The sequence below is a fragment of the Zavarzinella formosa DSM 19928 genome (assembly GCF_000255705.1).
Classification (GTDB): Bacteria; Planctomycetota; Planctomycetia; order Gemmatales; family Gemmataceae; genus Zavarzinella; species Zavarzinella formosa.
Window position 1 is genome coordinate 699,873 of the sequence record NZ_JH636441.1, and the last position, 21,343, is coordinate 721,215.

A 21,343-nucleotide genomic window follows, 5' to 3' on the forward strand; every position below is an offset into this window, starting at 1 on the left:
CCAAAGGATGATCGATGATCCCTGCCTTGGCCTCACACTGCCTGTCACCGAAACCATGCGGGGCGGATCGCAGCGAGACCGGGTGCAAGTGTTGACATCGACCGATGCGAAGGCCGCGATCGCAGATTTTTTTTACATATCAGGCGGCGTTGTAATCTTGTGCGGATTCGGGTTGACAGGCAGCACCATCCTCGACAACGTTTCTATCCGCGTTCTTTGAAAGCGGTCGTTACTCTTTTCAGTTGCTCGTGATTATTGAAAGTGATTGAATTGCTCCGTGACATCACTCGCAAGACTGTTTGATTTAAGTTGAACGGCGAATACGAACTTGCCGGACTTCACTTCCCCACTGTGCGGGGCATTTTCATTCAATCAGGGCAGGCTTCGTGATTTTGATCCGTGAACGTGGCCCCAGTCAAGACGTGCCATTGGATCGGCCAAACCGATCATGGCCAGCAAATGAGTTCTAAATCAGGTGACTTTGAGACTTCCGTTTTCAGACACGGTTGAATAGTTCGCCAAGAGATAATTCAAGCCCGCCCGCCAGTCGTTCGATGACAATCAGACTGACATTTCGCGCGCCCCGTTCGCAGTCACTGAGGTAGGTGCGATTGACACCGGCGCGGGCGGCCAACTCTTCTTGGGTGAGCGACAACTCCTCCCGCCTCGCCCTCACGACGAAGCCAAACCGCTCCCGGATGTCCGCTTTCCCTCGCCGCTTCATCCTGCGAGGTTAAATTCTTGTAGATTATCGGTGTATCGACGATGAGTGACATTCCGAAGCAATCCGTGACGAAGCCGGTTACGCGCTCACGAAAAATCTCGCTACGCCTGGCTTCGGAGTTGATGCAGAGCCAGTCGCGGCTCAAGACAGGATGCCGGCCGTCAAAAAAGTTCCGCACTCGCAGAAGGCACTATTTTCACAGCCCCCCAGACGCCGTCGACCGAACATGGCGGCGGTGTAATATTCCGGAGTTCCAGCCATGGCTGCTTTGCTGTCCCTCGGTCTTGTGCCCGCCGTCCGCTCGCTCGGCGCATGGGCCGTCACCCAAATCGCCGCCCATGCCGCTCCCCGGGCGGAGGCTTTCCTGGCCGACCCGGCCGGCAGCGTCAGCCGCCTTGGCGATCTGTTGGTGTGGGAGGGCACCGGCGGACGTCGCGTGATCGCGTCCTTGGAGGGTTTGCAGGATAGTCAGGCTCGCATCGAGCGGGTCGTGAGAGAGATCGAGACGGCCCAGATCGGCACGGCCGGCGCGTTGGGAGCCCTGACGAACCTGTCCATGTTCTCCTTGGGCGTCACATCATTGTCGGCCGGTTGCATGATCTGGAGGATGCACGCCTTGCACGAGCGGCTGGGCCAGCTCGGCGGTCAGATGGCTGACATTCAGACGCATCTTAACGCGAGGGAGCAGGCCCATTTGCAACGCGGCCTGTCCTTTCTGGAACGGTTTGAACGAACTGCGGCCAAAGAAGATTTGCACACCGCCTTGGAGGAAAGCAACTTCGCGACGCACTTGTATCGGAATCTCGTTCAGGCCGAGACGGCGGGGCCGAAACGATTGCTCGTCCTGAACCAGTGCGGACGGTACCACATGTTGTCACTGACCGCCCAGGCGAATTGCCTGGTGGCCGGCGGGGAGTTATCGCAAGCCGAGCAACTGCTTCGCGATGAGCAGCCGGGGCTTGCGATGCTGGCGGGGGTGACGTTTGAGGCAGTCTTGGGCGAATCTCCGGAAATTTACCTGGACCCTGCTTTTCAATCCGACCAACTGACGCTGGAGGTCATGGCGGAGGTATACCAACGCGCCCGGCGGATTGGCGCGATTTTCGATGAACACGCCCGCAGCGCGGGCGATCTCTTTGAACACCTTCGATCCAGCCTTCACGGGGCCGGCGGTTGGTTCCGGTTGCGAGGACGCAAGAAGAAATCCCTTCTGACAAATTTCAAATACTTGATGGCCTGCCTGGAAGAGGTCGAGCGAGTCGAGTCACTCCGGCTTCGGATCGTGGCGGCTTCCGAAGGACGGGGATCGCTTGACGAATTGAGACAATTCATGGCCGCCGAACACGGCAAAGCCGCTGCGTCGGTCTCGGCTCTTCCCGATCCTGTGCATGTTGTCGTCTTCGATTAACGCTGGAGACATGGCAGCACGTTTCGCCGCTTCTCGGATATGCCAATTTAAACGAATCCGTTTCGGGTTGTCCAACTCGGGAACGGCGGCGATTTTTCTACCGATCCTGAGTATTTGCAGCCTCTTGGCCAGTATTGAGTTGTGGTAAACCAATTCTGCCGAGTAGGTACGATTTTGGCACCCAAAGATTGAACGGCAATGCGATTAGCCCTTATTCAGGGTAACGTGGTCAGGAACAAAATTCCTGTCTCGCATGGCCCGCGAGCGATCCAATCTCCACCAACCCTAGATCGACTTCGATGTCGAAGACGTCTCCTCTCGCTCCTCCGGCACCACCTCCTGCTTTAGTCTTGCGAGAAAAACGTCCCCCGCCTTCACCTTCGCACATCCAACGAGTCCGTGCGTCCCCTTCCCTGTTCGGCGACGAACCCTATCCCTTGGAGATCTTCGACGGCACGGTAATCGGCCCGCTGGAAAGTGCAAACGGAATCTGCTCCCCCGAATGTCTCCCAGAATTCTTCACCTGCATCAGCACTGCATTTCTCGTTGGGCCGATTCTTCCTCGTCCTATCAGACTCCAATCCCAAGGCCAATGAGCGAAGAAGAACTTCTTTAGTTTGTGCTCGAACTATCCACCTGCGAGAAGGTCAAAGACCACGACATCCTCGCCGCGATCCGTACTCTCAAGAAGGTCGAACACGACCGCCGCCCGGTCACCGCCGACAAAAAACAACCCCCGGTGCCCTGTCCTTCTTCCCGGACCCTGTTTTGAGAACAGACAAGGATGGTTGGTAGGAGACTGGCGAAGAACTCAAGTCGCTCCTCACACATGAGGAGCACGATAGTGCCAATCGCACTGCCTTCATCACTCCCGCCGTCGTCCGGGCTATTCACGCTTCTCTATCTCGCCTCGGCGTTTCGCCCGGCGGCACGTTCCTCGAACCCGGGTGCGGAGCCGGGATGTTCATCTGCCCCGACTAACGTTATATCGGCGTGGAGTGGGACACACTCTCCGGCTTCATCGCTCGACTTCTGCATCCCGGCCAAGACGACCGCATCCAAAACTTCCGCGATACCCTCGACACAGTCTTGTTTCTGTAACACTTCGCTGGCAACTGCGAACCTTAAGGTAGTGTGGTTTGCACTCGAGAGAATTCTAACGGAGTAATTAGATGCCTGACACGGCGACCACTAACCTGTCCATCTCAACACCGCCCCCCCGCCCGCATGCAGATGCGAAGTGGGTGGCTGTCGTGAATGACACCCTCGTTCCGCTACCGCGGCGGTTGCTCCTCGCCCGCGATGTCCTCGCGCAAGCCGGCTTGAGAGGAACCCTCGTGCGTGACTACAACCAGCAGACCGACTTGCCGCTCGACCCAAGCGTCGAGATCGATCTGGCAGGCGGCAACGTGTTCCTGACCACAGAGGTCTGCGAGGCACCGGTATTGGAGAGGCACCCGGACGCACAGCCGAAACTCGCGTTCGTCGTCGACGACGCATGGGAAATGACGACCAACCCCCGGCAGACCCTCGAATCTTTGCGAGGTCTATTTCAGATTCTCGAGAACTTGGATGTGTTGCGAGACTTGGAATCGCCGCACGACGAACTGATCCGCCGCGGCGAGCCGATCCAGTTCGCCGACGGGCCCGTGTTCCGCACACAGAAGACGGTCATCACAATTACAGTCAACAACAGGTCCGTCCGCTTCTCGAAGCGGTGGGTGACCGGGCTGGAGATCAAGACGACAGCGATCGAGCAGGGAGTAGAGGTCGACGTCGGGTGCGTGCTTTACCCGCAGAAGCCGGGCGGCGGCCGAGGCTCTGCCATCGCGGACGCGGCCGTAGTCGAATTACGCCAGTGTGACGTGTTCAAGTGCATCGCCCCGGACGACAACTCATGAGCAGCCATCCCATGAACGACACCGTCTTGCGGGCCGTCCACGAACTCGAAGCCGACTTTCCCAGTCACAGGGTTGAGGCGCATCCCGATGGCGAGGGCGGCGCGATCGTGCGAGTTCACGACTTGTCTGTGGGAGACACCTATGAGCCGTCTAGGGTGTGGGTGACGTTTCGCATCGTTTACACTTACCCGACGGCTGACATCTATCCCCATTACTTTCCCGAGAGTTTCCAACGGCGCGACGGGCGGCCCCTCGGGGAGGCTTTCAGCACGACTGTCGTGGAGTTGGGCCCGTTCAAGGGCTCGATGACCATGGCGTCCCGCAAATCGAACCGATGGAACGCCGCTCGCGACACGGCCGCTCTCAAACTTCACATGGTCCTCGAATGGGTCAGGAATCGTCCATGAGACAAAATCTTCGCATCGCCGGCCCGCTGTTCGATCGCCTTGCCGGCCACCTGTTCCCAGGCGACCACGATGAGCACGGAGCTGTGGTCCTGGCCGGGGTGCAGGACTCGCCCAGCGGCACGCGGTTCTTGGCGCGTGACGTGATCCTCGCCCGTGACGGGACTGACTATGTCCCAGGCACCCGAGGATACCGGGCACTCACCACGGACTTCATCGCCGACGTCACAGACCGGTGCGCCCGCGAGAACCTCTGCTACTTCGCCGCGCACTGCCACGAGGGCAGGGACGAGGTCGCGTTTTCGTCCGACGACTACGCCTCGCACCGGCGCGGCTATCCGGCCCTCCTCGACATCACAAACGGCGGCCCTGTCGGGGCGCTGGTTTTCGCTGGCAACGCCGCGGCGGGCAGCGTCTGGCGGCCCGGCAACGTGTCGCCCCTCGACTCCGTCACTGTTGTCGGTTCCAATATCCGCCACTTGTACGCGCGGCCGCCAGCACCGCCAGCACCGCCAGCGTCCGCGCCGCCGGAGTACCACCGGCAGTCGCTTCTATTCGGTGCCCGGGGACAGCACGCTCTCGCCGGGTGCAAGGTTGGCATTATCGGCCTCGGCGGCGTGGGGTCGCTCATCAGCCAGTGGCTCGCCCACCTCGGCATCGGGCACATCGTTGGCATTGATTTCGATGTCTTGGATCCTTCAAACCGGCCGCGCGTCGTCGGCTCGACGCCGAGCGACGCCGGCGAACCGCTGATCCGAAGCGGGTTCGCCCCTCTCCGGTGGCTCGGCCAGCGTCTGGTACGGCACAAAGTGAATGTGGCCCGGCGGGTGGCCCGGCAGACGAATCCGTCCGTTCGCTACGACGCGGTCGTGGGCAATGTCAACGACCTCCACACGGCCCGGTTGCTGGTGGATGCGGATTATGTGTTCCTGTGCGCGGATACGATGCAGGCGAGGCTGGTGTTCACGGCCCTGGTCCACCAGTACCTGATCCCGGGAATTCAGATCGGATCGAAGGTACCGGTGGAAAAGAGAACCGGTCACGTGCTCGATCCGTTCCTGGTGGCGCGTCGGGTGCTGCCGTACGCTGGTGGTGGATGCCTGTTATGCAACCAACTCATCCCCGCTGATCGTTTGCGTGAAGAGTCGCTTTCTCCTGCGGAGCGCCTCGCTGAAGGCTACATAACGGACCCGGCCGTTACGGCCCCCAGCGTCATCACGATGAATGCTCTCGCTGCCTCGCAGGCGGCAAACGATTTCTTGTATGGTTTTCTGGGGCTGCACTTCCAAGACGCGTTTGAAGGATACTTCATGCATCACCCGCGGCAACGTGTGTGGGAGACCGTTGATTGCGCGAGTGATCCCAATTGCCGATTCTGCGGCCTTGGGTTGGCGTCAGCGTACGCTCGCGGAGATCGGGTCGCGCTGCCGTGTCGGATTGACTTACAATAATCACGGAAACATGGGAAGGATCCGCAGGCTGCATGTAATTCCCACTTCCCGTTGCCTTTCGTGTGGTAGCTATGTTCCTTGTGTTCTCTGACGCACCTGATGAAGACAGAGATTTCCCCAACCCTAATTTGTGAACTTGGATAACCTGCTCGTTGTAAATAGGTATCTCAAAAGATTTCTCGCCTCGCCCTTCCCGTGCTCAGGAGCGTAGGAATCGATCATCCTGTCCCGCGCCTTCCCGTGTCGCATGTCGAACAAGACGAGCGTTTGGAAAAGAGCAGGGCCAACGTGCATGAATGGCCTAGAAATCCTGACATTTTGTGATTCGGCATCAAAATGCAAAGACAATACCATCGCGTTGTTCCAAAAAACGCTAGAAACAAAGGAAATTGATAATCGCCAGCCTTCCGGCAAGTATGCGGTAACAGCTTGCCAGGTTCTGGTAATTTCAATGTGTCACCCGGCTGATGGACAAACCCCGGAGGCCACCTTTGAACAGAATACCGCCGACCGCCCGATCGGACCCGCCGGCCCCGGCACCCGAGGTTTACGACTTTTTGGAACGTGAACACGATCGCCTCTGCCGGCTAATCGCCGTTCAGATCGGAAAACTGGGCGGCAACTTCCGTGCGCAGGAACTGTGGGAACAGGCCAACGAGGTGCTCCAGGAGACCGCCGTCCAGGCCCTAACCTCCGGAGGGCGCTTCAAGGCAGGCCGCCGCGTGCTCCCGTGGCTCATGGGAATCGCGGTGAACGTCATCCGCAACCGATTCCGGCGGACCAAACGGGACGCCAAGGTGCGGCCGTTCAGCACACTCCCCGACGGGGAGGCGGCAACGGTAAATGACCGCGAAACGCCGCCTGGCGTTCCAACGGAGGACGGCTACGCAGCCCTCCGGGCGGCGATCGTCCAACTGCCGGGCCCGGCCCGCGAGGCCGTTGAGAGGCGGTTCTTCGACGGCCTCGACGGGGACGATTTGGCCCAGGCACTTGGAACAAGCCGGGGTGCCGCGCGCGTGCGAGTGTGTCGCGCCTTGCGCGATCTCCGCCCCCACCTTTTATCACCCGACGAGTGAATCCATGAACCGACCTCACGACGCGGGGCGGTCGGTGTCCCTCACGGCGGCCGAGCAAGCGGCCATGCGGTACCTCGACGCCCTCGAAGCCGGTGACATTGACGCGGTCGAAGCCATTTGGGCCCAGGCCGCCGTGTCACCAGAGCTTGAACAACTGTTGTGCGACGTGTCCGACGGCCTAGCCGACGAACTCGGTTTAAACCGCGATTGGAAGGGCGATGTCCGTTGGCTTAAAGATCTCGTCCACCGGCATTTCCCGCCTGATCAGGAAGAACCCGCTGTGCTGACGGCGGGGAGCGTCGCCGCCCGCCTACAAGGCGACATCGCCTTACTCGAAGGGTTCTCCACCTCCGACCGCGAGGCAAACTCCGTACTCCTCGCCAACACATCCCCGGTGCCCGCTGCATTGGGTGCCCGCGTGTTGGAGGGGTGGGTTAGTGAACTAGGCACATCGGCCTCGCCACGCTACTGGAAGGAGTTCCGCAAGGTGGCGGTCCTGCTCGCGATGGGTCGCACTCAACGCGTAGGGGAGCTGTCTGCGGCCCGCAAAGCGACCCGCACAGACAAGGGAGACAAGCAATGACCTTCCTGGAAGAGCGGACAATCGTCCTCGACGCAGTCTGCCGGGCCGCACAGGAGGCGGCCATTCCATGGCCCCCGGTGACGGACCACCCTGTGCCGCTCAGTGACTACCTCGGCGCATACCCGGTGACACACGACGAAGTGCCGTCGCTGACCCGCGCTGGTGCGGCCGCGTATCTCGCTCGCTGGAACATCGAGCGGCCCGAGCTCTGGGAGGACTCCACGCCCCTCGCTGGCTTCCTGTTTGCCAACGACGCTGGAGGATACGTCTTGGTCCGCCGCGAGGATCCTATCGCGCGTCGGCGATTCTCGGCTGCGCACGAATTTGGCCACTACCTGCTCCATTTGCCGCCCCAACTGGAAGACGCACGGCCCGGGCACATCATCGACGATGCCCAAGGCGTCGTGACGGAGGACGTGCTCCCGGACAGGCCCGACCTCGATGCCATGGAGCGGCAGGCGAACCTGTTCGCGGCCGAGCTCTTGATGCCGGCCCAAGTGTGCGTCCGGCTGATCGAGAAGTACGGCCGCCAAGGGTACGCAGGGGCGAGATTCCTAGCAGATCAACTGTCGCTGGATCTACTCGTGAGTCGCGAGGCCGTCCGCTGGCGGCTGAAGTCCCTCACCTCTCTGGGGCTGCTCCCCCGCCGGGGCGTACCTGGCCTTGACGGAGGCGCGGCATGAGCCTCGATTTCCTGCGAGACATCGGTGCCCGACGCCTTAGCCGCGCGCCGGACCAACCGGTCCTGACACGCGCAGAGCTGTCCGATGATGAGGAGCCGGGGGAATCGGTGGATGACCTTCACTATGAGATGAAGGGGATGTCGTGGCGGCCGATTGATTGCACGGGCCACGTGCCGGAAGCCGATGAGATCCCCCGGCGGTTCATCGATGGGTGCTACCGCGGCGAGACGGTCGCTTGGGTGCAGACGCCCGAGGGACACCCTGTGCCGATCCGACTCGCCGAGGTGGGCGGTATCTGCCTGCGGGACGTCGATCGAACGCTAACGCGGGAGGCGGCCCCGACACGTCGCCTCGTGGCGATGATCGCGGACCCGTTCTCCTGGGACCGCATCGAGGGCTTCGCTTCCGCCCTGGCCGAACACGATTTTCGGCTCCTGCCGGTTCGGCCCCCGATCGTGGACGCGGAGACCGGACGCCGGGCGGCTGTGTTCGATTTCGAGCTGATGCACCGTCAGACCCGCAATGCCCTGCTCCCAGCGATGGACGTGCTCGAAGAGGAGGCACTGCGGCACTCGTTCGACGCACCCAGTCTGGTCGACGGGCGGATCGGACGGTTCCACTGGCCCGACCTGCCGAGTGACAACCTCATCGGGGTGATCAAGCGTCAGCAGGAGGACTACCTGCACCCGGACGGGTGGCGGGTGGTGTACCAACTCGAACCCGGGCAGCGGACACCGGCGTTTCGCCTAGCGAGCCACAACACCCCGGCACTGTCTTGGTATCTCAAACTTTCCGGCGGAGACGGTTCGATGCCGCAGTGGGGCGTCGTTCGGGTAGAGATCCCGCTGGCACGGTTTGAACGTCTGGGGCGGGGGTTCGATCAGTTGAACCGCATATCTCGGGCCATCTTCGACCGCCGCTGCCGCCAGAATAACTACGCGAGGGCGGCCGTCTCGCTCGAACCGATCGTGCAGGCAGAGGAACGGTTGAAACCACTCTTCAGCCCGTTCTACAACCTGACCCAGCGATTCTACCGCCTCACAAATTTGTAACAGTCGCGATTCTCTCGACAACCTCATCACACCTGACGATTCGATGCCGAGGATTTCATGACTGTCCCGAAGCCCATCGCCGAGACCTCAACCCATGCGGATCGAGTAGCAGGGGGCGAAGAGCCTGGTTCCGGGGAGATCGTCATCGGCAAGGTCGCTTCGCCCCCACACCACGAATCGACAAGCGAGGAGTTCTCGTTCTGGATCTCTCCGGACACGCTCGTGGAGAAGACTCTGCTCGTACGCACGCGAAGTGTGATCGGTGGGGAGACGGTTACCTTTTACGGCCTCGTCAAAGAGGTTTACCGTCAGAGCCGGCAGTGCGATCTGGCCGAGGAACACGACCGCTATGATGGCGACGTCACCTACGATCCACCGTACGAGAGCCGGGGTTTCAACTTCGCCGTGACGACCATTCTCAGGAGTGTTCCACCCTACATGTGCCCGCCCCGCGAGGCCAGCGACGTCGTTCTCGGAGGGGAAGAGGACGCGAAGATGGCGTACGGGGGCGACGAGATCGAGGCCGAAGGGACGGCGCTCGCCATCGGCCTGGTGAGGAACGGCGGCAATCGCACGGCTGGCCGCGGGGTCATCGACCTCAATTATCTCTTGGGAGCGAACGGCGGCCACCTGAACGTGAATGGCGTGGCCGGGCGGGGAACCAAGTCCAGCTTTCTCACACACGTCATCAATTTGTTGCTCCGAGAAGCCCGCCGCCAAGCGATCGAGCGGCCCGGGGACAACGAGCGGCTCCGGGTGGTGCCGATCATTCTGAACGTGAAGAACTTCGACCTATTTCACCTCGACCGGCCGAGCAAGCGGTTCGACACGGCCCGACACAGCAAGGACTGGGCCGACCTCGGTGTGCCGGACCCCAAGCCATTCGTCGCCCCTTCGTACTTTGCTCCCCAGCAGCGGCACGGCACGATCGCCGTCGACACTGGCCGGCCGACTGCGGACGTGGCTCCGTACAGCTGGAGCTTGAAGGATGTCATCGAGCGGGGCCTGTTTTCCTACCTCTTCGCGGATGAAGACGCGCAGGACGCGAATTTCGGGGCACTGCTGCTGGCCCTCGAGAACAACCTGACGCACGAGACGATGACAGGCGTCGAGGCCCGACGGAACTTGCGCATCACCGCCCCGCAAACTTTCGACAACCTCCTCGACGACATCAACACTTGGGCCAACGGCGGGCAGCCGGTGGTTCAAGGCGGGAACCACCATCTCGGCACGATCCGGAAGCTGCATCGTCGGCTATTCCGAATGCTCTCACGCGGCGAGGGCGTGCTTCGGCGGACTGACAATGATGGCAAACCCCTCGACGTGCGCACCAAGGACACCCGCGACCCGTACGTCATTGACCTGTCGGCTCTTGCCGGGGTCAAGGAACTACAGCGTTTCGTGGTGGCGGCGTTGTTCGACCAACTCGTCGCCGAGCGGACCGGGTCGAAGGTCCAGCGGGGCTTGGTGTACCTCGTTATGCTCGACGAACTGAACCGCTTCGCGCCCCGTGGCGCCAAAGATCCCGTGACCGAACTGATCGAACGGGTGGCGGCGGAGATGCGGTCCCAGGGCATCATCCTCATGGGGGCGCAACAGCAAGGGTCGCTGGTGTCTACGAGGGTGATCGAGAACGCCGGTCTGCGGGCCCTTGGCAAGAGCGGGTCGGTCGAACTCGACCACCCGACCTGGAAATTTCTGAATGAGTCCACTCGACGCAAGGCGTCGAACCTTCAACCCGATGAGAAGTTGTTGATTCAGGACAGCTTCCGGGAGCCGATGCTCGTGAAGGTTCCCATGCCGCCCTGGGCGCTTCGCGGGGCAGACGCGGCGACGTTGCCGGTTGCCCCCAGTGGCGGCGGCGTGCCCGCTTTTGACGACCCGTGACCCGCGATGATGTACCCTTATCCCCCACCCACAGCCCCAGGCTGGACGGAGGTCTGTTGCCCATGCGGATCCTACACACGGCGGACTGGCACCTCGGCGACCGGATCGGCAGCCGCGGCATCGACCGGACGGCGGACCTCCGCAAGGCCGTCGAACGCATCGCCGAGTATTGCGCGGACGAGCGGCCGGACGTCCTCCTCGTCGCCGGCGACCTCTTCAGCGACAAGGCGCAGCGGCAGGACGACCTCGGCGACGCCATCAAGCACTTGGGGGACGTGTTCCGGCCGTTCTTCCTCCGCGGGGGCACGATCCTGGCCCTCACCGGCAACCATGATCGCGAGGCGACCTGCCAGACGCTCCGCAGTACACTGACGCTTGCCGCCCCGCGTCAGCCGGCCTTCGGAGATCTCGTGGAGCCGGGCCGACTCTACCTGGCTGCGGGGCCGACCCTTTTGCGGCTGGAGGATGCCGACGGGACGCAGGTGCAATTCATCCTCATGCCGTACCCGACGCCGACGCGTTATCTGGATGACCGTGGCGTGGTGCCCGCGACCCGAGATGGGCGCAACGCCACGCTTCAAGCGGCCTATGCGACCCGCCTTCAGCAAGTCATGAAACACCGCTCGTACAACACGGCTCTGCACACCGTTCTGGCCGCGCACATCCATGTCGGCGGGGCGACCGTACCGTCGCTCTTCCGGATGACGGCCGCGCAGGACGTGATTTTCAGCGAAGGCGACGTACCCGCCGGCTTCGCGTACGTGGCGCTGGGCCACATCCACCGCGCGCAGACCATCGGGGGGCAGTCTCACGTGCGGTACAGCGGCAGCATCGACCGGCTGGACCTGGGAGAACGTGACGACGAGAAGAGCGTTTCTCTCGTGACGATCGGGCCGTGCGGGCGCGAAGGTGACCCCCGGCTGCTCCCCCTGGACGCGCGGCCGCTCTATCGCGTCGAGATCACGGATCCGGACGCCGAAATCCCCCGACTCCGCGACCGGTACCCCGACCACGCACGGGCACTCGTGTCCTACCGACTCGTGTGGACGCCCGGCCGCCACCAGCGGGAAGACATTGTGAACGCGATCGAAGACGTGTTCCCGCACTGGTACGACCGCGACGTGATCACCGCCGGGACAGGCGCCGTTGCGGGATGTGCCGCCCCGACGACGGACGACCCGGTCCAGGCGGTTGAGGAGTATCTGACCGACCAACTCGCGACCGATCCGGATTGCGATGAGTTACTGCGTTTGGTGGCGGGGCTCTTGGAGGAGGTTCCCTGATGATTCCCTGTTCTCTGACACTGGAAAACTTCCTGTCCTTCGGGGCCGAGCAGACGCTTACCTTCGAACCGGACCGTGTCTTCCTGCTCCGCGGGGACAACGGCGTCGGGAAGTCGTCCATTTTCGACGCCATCCTGTTCGCGCTGTTCAACGGCCACCGGGCCGGCCAGAAGGACCTGTACGAACTCATTCACAAAGGCAAGGACTGCGGCAAAGTCGTGTTCGACTTTCAGCTATCCGACCGCCGGTATCGGGCACAGCGGTCCGTCCAGCGGAAGGTGGACGGACGGACTAAGCAGGTGAAGGGCCAGACGGACGCCCAGTTATTCGAGCAGACCGAGCAGGGTGCCTGGAAGCCGATCACCGGCACACACAAGCAAGAGGAATTCAAGAAGTGGATTGATCAGAACCTTGGCCTCCGGTTCGAGACCTTTACCGCAGCCGTGCTCCTGATGCAGAACCGGGCGGAACAATTGGTGAGTAACGACGCCGACTCGGCCAAGCAGCGGTTCGAGGTGCTGAGCCGGGTGGTCGGCCTTGATCGTGTGCGGCGGCTCCACACGGAGGCCGAAGCCCGCCGCAAGCAGGCCGTCACGGAGGCCGAGAGCCGGCTGCGGGAGCGAGACCGCATCGCCGAGGTCACGGACTCGGACTTGGCGCAGGCCGTCGCGAACGTCGAGGCCGCCGGCGAGCAGATTGGAGCCGCCGACACCGAGATCACGAGGCTGACGAAGACCCGGGACCGGGCGGCAGACTGGGAGCGCCTCCGGCAGAACCTCGCGGAACGCACAGTTGCGTTGTCGGACGCGGAACGACTGGTGGGAGATTCCGTCGCCATCGAGCGTGACGGTCGCCGGGTCGAGGAACTCACGGAGTGTCTGCCCGAGGCAGAAACGTACCTCACGCGGTGCGAGGAGTGCCTATCTGCCAAGGCGCAGATTGCCGAACTCAACAAGGTGATCGAACGCAGTGAGGCCGAGACAGCCCGGCTCGAAGCAGAGATCACCGGGCACGAAGAGCAGCGAGAGGCACTGGCCGTTCAGGAAACCGATCTCCTCGCTGCACTGCAACGGATCGAAACCGATAAATGTACACTCGAAGGCGTGGTGAAACTGCTTCAGCGCCTCGACCGCGAACGCGGACATTACACCAAGCACCGCACGGCAGAGATGGACGCACAGTCCCGACTGCTGGAATGCAAGGTGTGCGTCCAAACCCGGGCAAATGAGTTGAGTGCGGCACGCCTCGCAGAGGGAGAAGCGGCTGACGAATCCAAGCGGAAGTTCGTCGCGCTCACGACCTCTCGGGAGCGTATGTACCTCATTCGGGAGCAACTGGAGCGATTCAACAGCGTCGCCGGAGACCAAAACTGCCGCTTTTGCGGCTTGCGGCTCTCGCCGGAGCATAAGGCCGCCGAACAGACACGCCTGCAGGCTGAGGTCGCCGACCGCGAACGTGAGCGGGCCGAGGCTGAGGCGCAACATTGTGCCGGAGAGGTCGCATCCGCGAAGGCCACGGCCCACTGCCGCGAGGCCGACGAGAGCCACCGTAGGGCCACGGACGCGCACCGAGATGTTCTCCATGAGATCATCTTGGCAGTGCAAGCGATGGAGCGGCACCAAACGAGCTGCGAGGACGCGAGAAGGGATTTGCCTGAACCGTACCGGTCACGTGTCAGCCCCGCCACGCCAGACGACTGGGCGACCGTGTCTTATCCATCCGCTTCGGATTGGGGCGAGATCACGAACCAGCAAGAAGCGGATCTGACACGCCACCGGCAGATGAAGGCGACATTGTTGGAGACGCGAACGGCGCACTCCCGTGTTGTCAAATCCTTAACAACATGCCGGAATCACGCCTCGGTGCTGGCGGCTTCGCTCGCCCAAGCGAAACGGGAAGTCGCAGAGCAACTCGGACAGCTCAAGATGGCGACCGCGCTTCGCGACAATGCCCTCCAGCGACTGCCTGCACCGTGGGCCGAAGCAGTGCGGAACGCCTCGCGGATGGAACTCGGAAACTTGCAGCGGGAACGCGACGAACTCGTGGGCCACGAAGCGGCTGGGCGGTGGGCACGGCTGCAACGAGCGCAAGCTTCGCTGACGGTGCTCCGGGACGAGTGCGCCCGCCTTCAAAGCGAAGCCGATGCGTTTGAAAATGCGGATCGACGGTCGCTGGCCGACGTCACGCGGGAGTTGACACAGGCCGCTGACCGTCGGACGAACCTCGAGCGCGTGCGGGCAGAAGCCGACGCAGCGCTGACGATACTGACAGCGCGGAAATCGCAGAGGGAGGAGGCCAACAACCTATCCCTCCAGGCAGACCGCTATCGCCACCTGTGGACGAAACTGGCCGATTTGCTCGGCCGGAAGAGGCTGCAACGGCACTTGCTGCGGCGGGCCGAGCAAGGTGTCTTGGAGCAGGCCAATCGCCTCCTCGACCGATTGACGGGCGGAGTCCTGAGCCTCCAACTCCAGGGGGGTGAGGAGGGCGACGATGATCGCGCGCTCCAGTTGGAGGCAACCAAGCGGAATACCGGGCAGACGTTCGCACTCTCCTTCCTGAGTGGGAGCGAACGCTTCCGCCTCGCCGTGGCACTCGCCTTGGCGATCGGTCAGTACGGCTGCAGACGCCAACGCCCGATCGAGTCCGTCATCATCGACGAGGGCTTCGGCTGCCTCGACCGGACCAACCGCCAGGCGATGATCGAGGAACTGGGAGCGCTACGGGAGCAGTTGCGGTGCGTCGTCCTCGTCTCGCACCAGGAAGATTTCGCGGAGGCGTTCCCAGACGGTTACCGGTTTGCTCTGAAGAACGGAGCAACTATAGTGGAGGCATGTACGGGATACATGGCGTGAAAAGCGGACGTTTCATGGGTCACGGTTAAGGAATTGCAAAACATGCCATCAAGGGATGAGGTGCGCTCGCGGAAGCCAGCGTGCCTGATCCGTTAATTTGGTATTTTTGACGTAAACCATTTATTAATATAGATTTCAAATCTGCAAATATTCAAGATCCTCAATCGCTCAGCTGCACTTGACATGAATTAATTTTATCCGACAAGTTCGTGTTTGGCACGATGGATTGAGTAAATGCGAAGGTGGAAGAATTCCAAGTCACGGTAGCCGTAGGCTTGTCGTTGCAAGGTTTGATCTTGTTGTTCACGCCTTCCAAGGGGCCGTTCGAAATCGGGCAGCGATGGTAAGTTCGGCAGGCCGGTCCGGTGCATCTGGAAAGAACTGGCTATCTTCTGCAACACCGACAGCTTGGACACCTTGGCCCGCAGACACCAATCGTCTAGAAACCGCGTGGCGTCTTTCAGGGTGTCCTGTTCCCAGAAGTGACGGAATTCCTCCTTCATGTATTAAGCGGTCGCCAGCGAATGGTTGATCCGCTGGTCTTCCTTCAACCGGGCGCGTTCCCCCTTGGACTCGTCCAGGTTCTCGGGGTTCTTGAGAATCAGCCAGCGCGTGCCTTTGAGCAGCTTCTTGCCGAGCGGCCCCTCCGCCTCGCGTTGGAGTTCACGGCGAAAATCAGAAAGGCGTTGGTTGAAGAGTTTCACGACGTGGAAATGATCGAAGACATAGATGGCCTTGGGGAGGTTCTCCCGGACAGCAAAGATGTACGCCGGGGACATGTCGGTGGCGACCGCTTGAATCTTCGCATGGGCGGCCTCGAGACATTTCCAGAAGGGATCGAGGGCGTTGGCTCCCTTGCCCCGGCCGATGAAGACGACCGCCCCCGTGTCAAGGTCAAGGACGACGGTCAGGTAACGATGGCCGTGCTCGATGGAGATTTCGTCGATGGCGATACGTTCGAGGCGTTTTAATTTCGGCCGGCCGAAGCGGGCTTGGAGACGTCGTTTGAAGAGTTCCTTGACGCTGTACCAGCCGACATTCAAATGGACGGCGACGGCCATGATGGTCATGTGGCCGAGCAGGTCGAGGGCATACCGTACCAGGGCGTGGGTAAACCGCAAAAAGGGTATGGCGAAGCGAATCGCCGTCTGCCGGACGAGCCCGCAATCCCGGCAGGCAAGGCGGGGAACGGGCAGGCACAGATCGACGGGGTTGCCGCCGACGGGCAGGGTTCGGACGGTGCGTTCCACGGCTCCGTGACGGATGACGTTGGCAGACTGGCAGGCGGAACAGCGGTCGCGGGCGGAATCCCGCCTCAGATGAAGGGTGAGAACGCCCTCGACAGAAACGGTGCAAACGCCTTGGTAGTCACGAACACCCAAGGCGCGATACAGTAGCGTGGAGGAGATGCCGGCTTCCTGAAACAAGCGTGGTTACCCTTCATGAAACAGCATGCTCCTCCTTGTCGTCAACCCCCCGGGTACGCTCTTCCCGGATGAGACCGAAATAACATCCCAAACTATCGTCTCTTTGACTGCCATGAGTCCTCAGGCATGATCGGAAGAAGAATGCAAAACCTAAGAGCCACCGGAAACAATGACGAACATCCGTGAAAACCAAGGGTTTTGCTTCATTGTTTCCGAACGCTCTTAATAACATCCCAAACCCTACTCTCTCTTGGAGGACTTTATGAATGGACCATCGAGAATTTGTACCGGCTTGACAAGCAGGAAGCCGGGTTGCTGGACTTTGAGGGACGGGACTATGTCGGGCTGCTCCGGCACCTGACGCTGGTGCCTTTTGTCCTGGGCTTCGTCGCCTTCCACACAGAGCGACTGCGGGGGGCGGGAGAACCAGAAACTGACGGCGGGCAAGCCTGCTTCACGCTGAATCACCGCTGTGCGGCCCTGTTCCGTCGGCGGTGGGTCATCCCGGAACTCCGGCATGCGAGCAACCTAATCCGCTATCACCAGCGCCACAACGCGGCCGCCGCCAAAGCGAACAAGAAACGACGGCACAGATGTCTATTATAATGCCGCGATGCACTGTTAAATATTGCCCATGCCCCTTAAGGCTTGGGCAATATTTTCGGGGAAAACCTCAAGAGCGATTTTCATAATTTTCTCAACAGCATCTTTTTTGTCTATATCACGATAATGTGTTATTAATTCCGTCACTTTGCTAATTGGCGTGGAAATTCGAACGTGCGGGACGTCAATCCTCTTGGCCAAAGCAGCTTCAGGTCCATATGTAAGCTGGCCTGAATGAATGCCTTTATATTGTGCAACAAACCCGGAAAATGACGTTCCTCCTGTTTTTTCGGCCAGCAATTGAAAAAATCCCGCATCCAAACATGATGTGCGAGGATAATCAAACCAAGCGTCCAATCGCTTGTTTACACTGGTTCTCCAGGCAACTTGGGAGGCGTCGACTTGGCATGAAGCGTTAATTTTTGAACGATGAGAATTCAAAGGGCCAGTAATATTATCCACGTGCTCCGAGCTCTCCCAGGCAGGATTGTATAAATGAACAAGGCTATAGCAGCTCGATTCTTCAGGATGGGTTTCAAAGTAATTGCTAATGTTAAACAGATAGTCCGGATGGAGTTCGTCGTCGTCGCATAATATAAAGGCTATGTCTGCTGACGAATCAACAATTGCCTTGTTCATGTATTTTCCAACGGAACTGACTGGTTCGCCATCTTGGGGGATATTTATAAACCTGACTTGTCCAAGATGATCCTTGAGGATATCTCTTGCGACGGGCTCGCCAGCATGAGAACTGCGATCATCAATAAATGCGAGTTCCCAACAGGGAAATCGTCGGCTGGCACGCAGAACGCTGAGCAGGGCATTGCGGACCATCAGGGGGCGTTCGTGGTATAAAAGCAATATCAAAACAGTGAGCGGCTTGGGCCCGGACAGCTTGTGAATTGGTTTCATTAGACGAGGAAGATTTGAATCTCCATAAATTTTCCACACTCCCATATCGTTAAATTCAACGTGGAATTTATCCGTCACATCGCACAACTGGCGGCCATTGTGCATGAATGATCGTGTGAATTCGATTTGATGTGCCGAACTATACTCTGGCTCCGCGGCGGCGTGGGGAATCTGCCCGTAACGGGACCAGAGATCCTCAAGGACTCGGCTGGTCGTGATTCCATTTGATATCGCTCCGTGATCCAAACCATCAATCGGTGAAACGAGTCCGCACAACAAACCACAATTGCTTTTTGCATCAAACATGCTGATTAGATGACGGTCAAAATCGTCAACGGCAAACATATAGTCGTCTTCAATAAAAATATAATAATCAAATGCCCGGCGAAATCTGCCGTATGCGTCGGAATAGCTCCCATATGACAAGCCGGAATTTGACCGCCTCAGCACTTGAACTTGAGCAGAACCGATTGATTTTGGCAATGACTCAATGATCGCCGAGAATTTGAATGGTTCTTCTGGGTTGTGGGGGATGACCACAGTCACTTGAGTCAAGGAATGCGCCAGCGATTGAAGGCTCTTTATATGTGTCTCGATATACACAGCCGATTCTGGAGTGTGATCTCGTCTTTCTCCGCTCCAAGTGGCGATTACATAATTGACTCTTGGAGAAGGGGTTCTCCTGGAAATCAGGAAGCCAAACACGATACTGTCAATTGCCCTTCCCTCACGCATTATTCGCGATCTTTTGCGTCCCTCCTCGACAAATCCGGCAGCTTCGCCGCAACGAATTGATCGAATATTATCCTCAAGAATTTCACAATCCAACCGCCTTAAATTCAAAATCTGTATGCAAAAATCAACGCCGGTTTTAACAAGTAATTTTCCCAGCCCCTGCCCCCGATGTTTGGCGAACACGTCCCAGCCCACATCGGCGACACGACTGGGCCAGTCTATTCCGAAGATCTTGAAGACACCTATGGATTTGTCGCCGCTCATTGCAATCAGAACAATGTCATTCTGTCTTAATGATTCATACCATCGAACCTGATCTTCCATGTTAACAATCGGTGTTTGATGACGGTACCGCCAGCTTTCATTTTTCAATTCTAGCAGGTCAGCCAAATCACCTCGGTCCATCTTTCTAAGTCTCAGTCCGTATTGCTCAAACATCTTGACACTCCATTAAACGGATTAAATCAAAATACTTTGCGGAGGATAACCTGAATTCAGCCTGACGATGGATCCGGAAAGCGGTTATCCAAGGGCAATTGCAGCAAAATGCTGCGAGGCGAAACGGGTTGATGGCTGGATGGTCGCAAGGATTGCAAACCTGCGCCAGCGCAGCGGACACATCGTGAAATGTTGGCTGCAAGCAAGTTTTTCTGCATATCGAATATTCATTATAAAATAACTCGGACTTCTTTGCATGATAAAATAACTTATGGGTACTCCGAAATTATGGCCAGCATTTGTGCGAATGCTGAGCTTTTGTCTCGTTGTTTCCAATCATCCATTGTTGTTTGTGACTTATGATGTTTATTAATATTTTTTGGCATATTGACTTGTGCGAGCATCAAATTTATGGCGCAATAGCTTTTCCAAAAAAAATTACAAATCAAACAATGATGTTTGTAATGAAAAAGCTGATATTGGGTTGCTTTGCCTTGATGGCCTTATGTGTATTTGGAATATCCGGAAGCAATGACGAACTCCCAGCAAACCAAGTTTAGAGCCTCGCTTTTTTTAAACATTATTTTTTAGTGCTTAGCAAAACAACAAACATCCGTGAAACTGAGCGTTCTTGCCTCGTTGATTCCGAACCTGACAAGGAAATTTGGCTTGATGATATTTACCCATAGAGTCCCAAGAACCCCTCGTTACAAGGAATAAATAGCCGACAGACGGCCTTTTCGGGCAGGCTTGAAGCTCACCATCCTTGCATGATGGTACGGGCAATTAATTCTCTGTCTTCATGTGTAACCCACCATCCTACCGGAATACACAGCATGTCTGAAACAAGTGCGTCTAATTGCGGCAAATATTCCTGGAATTGCCGGACACAGGTATGCTTGTCATTTCGCTCATGCACTCGACTGGACATGATTCCGTTTTCTCGCAAGCGGCGCATAAGACCGTCGCGATTTTTGGCGCGCAGTGTGTAAAGCCAGCAAGATGATTTATAATCGGGATTTCTCGACAACAATGTCAGCCCCGGAACATTCACAAGAACCTCATCATAGTAGCCAGAGTTTTCGTATTGAATTGCGGCCAGACGCCGCCAGTGTTTGACATTGCATTTTCCAATAGCCGCAGCCACATCATTCATGTGAAATTTGTATCCCCACTCCGGCACATCCAGTTCGCACCTCATGTCCAAAAGAGGGACTTCTCGATCAATCCCGTACCATCGCAACAATTTCGCTCGCTTGTAAGTTTCCATTGTCGGAGTGATAATCGCGCCTCCATCGACTGTGGTGACCAGCTTGATGGCTTGAAAACTGAAGCAGGCATAATTTCCGTGAGAGCCCACCGGACGGCCTTTGTAGTAACTGCCGAAAGCATGTGCGCAGTCTTCGATTACTGGTATCGGTTGGTTTGGATTGCTAAATTCTAAAACTGTTTTGCGTAGCAAATCCAGATCAATTGGCTGGCCGCCCCAGTGGACCACCATGACTGCTTTTGTGCGATGAGATATTTTTTTTCTAAGGTCTTCAATGTCCATGTTACATGATTGCGGATCGACATCAACCCATTTTATCCTCATGTTGTTTGCCAAAATCGGCCAGTTTGTCGCGGTGCAAGTGAGCGGTGTTGTCAGCACCTCATCCCCTGGCATGTCCGCAATCAGCCGAAGCGCTAAATGCAAGGCTGATGTTCCGGAATTTACTGTTGCAACGTAATCGCTTGTGAAATGTGATCTCAGTAGCGTCTCAAATTCTTCAACCATCGGTCCCTGACCAATATATCCACTTGTAAGCACTTGAGCGGCTGCTTCAGGCGCCTCATTTGACATAAATACTTTTAGCAATGGAATAGTCATGCATTTTTTTCCAGCTTGCAACCATTGGTCACTTATGACGTTTTGCATATT

At 58.5% G+C, this 21,343-nt stretch carries 16 protein-coding genes and 1 pseudogene; 13 read left to right on the forward strand and 4 right to left on the reverse strand.

Annotated elements, in window-relative coordinates:
- Positions 1-496 precede the first annotated feature (496 nt).
- On the reverse strand, positions 497-724 hold the full coding sequence (locus BGIM_RS0119290) for a helix-turn-helix domain-containing protein (RefSeq protein ID WP_020471372.1): 228 nt from the start codon (positions 722-724) through the stop codon (positions 497-499).
- Positions 725-983: 259 nt separating this feature from the next.
- Here BGIM_RS0119290 and BGIM_RS0119295 point away from each other — a divergent pair, with 259 nt between their 5' ends.
- The 12 genes from BGIM_RS0119295 (at position 984) to BGIM_RS0119360 (ending at position 15,307) form a co-directional block, all read left to right on the forward strand.
- On the forward strand, positions 984-2,132 hold the full coding sequence (locus BGIM_RS0119295; RefSeq protein ID WP_020471373.1) for a hypothetical protein: 1,149 nt from the start codon (positions 984-986) through the stop codon (positions 2,130-2,132).
- A gap of 1,172 nt (positions 2,133-3,304) precedes the next feature.
- Positions 3,305-4,033, forward strand: a complete 729-nt coding sequence (locus tag BGIM_RS57820) for a hypothetical protein (protein ID WP_020471376.1) — start codon at positions 3,305-3,307, stop codon at positions 4,031-4,033.
- Positions 4,030-4,440 (forward strand): hypothetical protein, encoded by a 411-nt coding sequence (locus BGIM_RS0119315; RefSeq protein WP_020471377.1) that lies wholly within the window; start codon positions 4,030-4,032, stop codon positions 4,438-4,440. The genes BGIM_RS57820 and BGIM_RS0119315 overlap by 4 nt, the downstream gene beginning before the upstream one ends.
- On the forward strand, positions 4,437-5,888 hold the full coding sequence (locus BGIM_RS51290) for a ThiF family adenylyltransferase (protein WP_020471378.1): 1,452 nt from the start codon (positions 4,437-4,439) through the stop codon (positions 5,886-5,888). Before BGIM_RS0119315 ends, BGIM_RS51290 begins: the two co-directional genes overlap by 4 nt.
- A 292-nt stretch (positions 5,889-6,180) precedes the next feature.
- Entirely contained in the window at positions 6,181-6,456 is a 276-nt protein-coding gene (locus BGIM_RS63075; protein ID WP_157369231.1) for a hypothetical protein, read from the forward strand.
- Complete coding sequence (locus tag BGIM_RS0119330; RefSeq protein ID WP_157369233.1) at positions 6,446-6,964, forward strand: RNA polymerase sigma factor; 519 nt, start codon at positions 6,446-6,448, stop codon at positions 6,962-6,964. Before BGIM_RS63075 ends, BGIM_RS0119330 begins: the two co-directional genes overlap by 11 nt.
- 4 nt (positions 6,965-6,968) lie before the next feature.
- Positions 6,969-7,547 (forward strand): hypothetical protein, encoded by a 579-nt coding sequence (locus BGIM_RS0119335; RefSeq protein ID WP_020471381.1) that lies wholly within the window; start codon positions 6,969-6,971, stop codon positions 7,545-7,547.
- A complete protein-coding gene (locus BGIM_RS57825; protein WP_020471382.1) occupies positions 7,544-8,230 on the forward strand; it encodes an ImmA/IrrE family metallo-endopeptidase in 687 nt (228 codons plus the stop codon). The genes BGIM_RS0119335 and BGIM_RS57825 overlap by 4 nt, the downstream gene beginning before the upstream one ends.
- The gene (locus tag BGIM_RS0119345; protein WP_020471383.1) at positions 8,227-9,282 is read left to right on the forward strand and encodes a hypothetical protein; all 1,056 of its coding nucleotides are present in this window, start codon (positions 8,227-8,229) and stop codon (positions 9,280-9,282) included. Before BGIM_RS57825 ends, BGIM_RS0119345 begins: the two co-directional genes overlap by 4 nt.
- A gap of 57 nt (positions 9,283-9,339) precedes the next feature.
- The gene (locus tag BGIM_RS0119350; protein ID WP_020471384.1) at positions 9,340-11,169 is read left to right on the forward strand and encodes an ATP-binding protein; all 1,830 of its coding nucleotides are present in this window, start codon (positions 9,340-9,342) and stop codon (positions 11,167-11,169) included.
- Positions 11,170-11,231: 62 nt separating this feature from the next.
- A complete protein-coding gene (locus BGIM_RS0119355; RefSeq protein ID WP_020471385.1) occupies positions 11,232-12,452 on the forward strand; it encodes a metallophosphoesterase family protein in 1,221 nt (406 codons plus the stop codon).
- Positions 12,452-15,307, forward strand: coding sequence for an AAA family ATPase (locus BGIM_RS0119360; protein WP_020471386.1), 2,856 nt, complete (start codon positions 12,452-12,454; stop codon positions 15,305-15,307). The genes BGIM_RS0119355 and BGIM_RS0119360 overlap by 1 nt, the downstream gene beginning before the upstream one ends.
- A gap of 194 nt (positions 15,308-15,501) precedes the next feature.
- On the opposite strand, the pseudogene BGIM_RS60455 reads toward BGIM_RS0119360, so the two are convergent.
- Positions 15,502-16,734: pseudogene (locus BGIM_RS60455) on the reverse strand (ISL3 family transposase).
- A gap of 282 nt (positions 16,735-17,016) precedes the next feature.
- On the opposite strand from BGIM_RS60455, the gene BGIM_RS63080 reads away from it, so the two are divergent.
- Positions 17,017-17,340, forward strand: coding sequence for a hypothetical protein (locus BGIM_RS63080; RefSeq protein ID WP_020471388.1), 324 nt, complete (start codon positions 17,017-17,019; stop codon positions 17,338-17,340).
- 15 nt (positions 17,341-17,355) lie between these two features.
- Here BGIM_RS63080 and BGIM_RS57835 read toward each other — a convergent pair whose 3' ends face one another.
- Together BGIM_RS57835 and BGIM_RS0119395 are read right to left on the reverse strand one after the other, a co-directional pair.
- Positions 17,356-19,422 (reverse strand): GNAT family N-acetyltransferase, encoded by a 2,067-nt coding sequence (locus BGIM_RS57835; RefSeq protein WP_020471389.1) that lies wholly within the window; start codon positions 19,420-19,422, stop codon positions 17,356-17,358.
- Positions 19,423-20,179: 757 nt separating this feature from the next.
- Positions 20,180-21,292, reverse strand: a complete 1,113-nt coding sequence (locus tag BGIM_RS0119395) for a DegT/DnrJ/EryC1/StrS family aminotransferase (RefSeq protein ID WP_020471390.1) — start codon at positions 21,290-21,292, stop codon at positions 20,180-20,182.
- Between the last annotated feature and the right edge of the window lie 51 nt (positions 21,293-21,343).

Excerpts from the sequence above, each read along its gene's own strand:
- BGIM_RS0119290 (WP_020471372.1), bottom strand. The coding sequence starts at position 724 with ATGAAGCGGCGAGGGAAAGCGGACATCCGGGAGCGGTTTGGCTTCGTC.
- BGIM_RS0119295 (WP_020471373.1), top strand. The coding sequence starts at position 984 with ATGGCTGCTTTGCTGTCCCTCGGTCTTGTGCCCGCCGTCCGCTCGCTC.
- BGIM_RS57820 (WP_020471376.1), top strand. The coding sequence starts at position 3,305 with ATGCCTGACACGGCGACCACTAACCTGTCCATCTCAACACCGCCCCCC.
- BGIM_RS0119315 (WP_020471377.1), top strand. The coding sequence starts at position 4,030 with ATGAGCAGCCATCCCATGAACGACACCGTCTTGCGGGCCGTCCACGAA.
- BGIM_RS51290 (WP_020471378.1), top strand. The coding sequence starts at position 4,437 with ATGAGACAAAATCTTCGCATCGCCGGCCCGCTGTTCGATCGCCTTGCC.
- BGIM_RS63075 (WP_157369231.1), top strand. The coding sequence starts at position 6,181 with ATGAATGGCCTAGAAATCCTGACATTTTGTGATTCGGCATCAAAATGC.
- BGIM_RS0119335 (WP_020471381.1), top strand. The coding sequence starts at position 6,969 with ATGAACCGACCTCACGACGCGGGGCGGTCGGTGTCCCTCACGGCGGCC.
- BGIM_RS57825 (WP_020471382.1), top strand. The coding sequence starts at position 7,544 with ATGACCTTCCTGGAAGAGCGGACAATCGTCCTCGACGCAGTCTGCCGG.
- BGIM_RS0119345 (WP_020471383.1), top strand. The coding sequence starts at position 8,227 with ATGAGCCTCGATTTCCTGCGAGACATCGGTGCCCGACGCCTTAGCCGC.
- BGIM_RS0119350 (WP_020471384.1), top strand. The coding sequence starts at position 9,340 with ATGACTGTCCCGAAGCCCATCGCCGAGACCTCAACCCATGCGGATCGA.
- BGIM_RS0119355 (WP_020471385.1), top strand. The coding sequence starts at position 11,232 with ATGCGGATCCTACACACGGCGGACTGGCACCTCGGCGACCGGATCGGC.
- BGIM_RS0119360 (WP_020471386.1), top strand. The coding sequence starts at position 12,452 with ATGATTCCCTGTTCTCTGACACTGGAAAACTTCCTGTCCTTCGGGGCC.
- BGIM_RS57835 (WP_020471389.1), bottom strand. The coding sequence starts at position 19,422 with ATGTTTGAGCAATACGGACTGAGACTTAGAAAGATGGACCGAGGTGAT.
- BGIM_RS0119395 (WP_020471390.1), bottom strand. The coding sequence starts at position 21,292 with ATGACTATTCCATTGCTAAAAGTATTTATGTCAAATGAGGCGCCTGAA.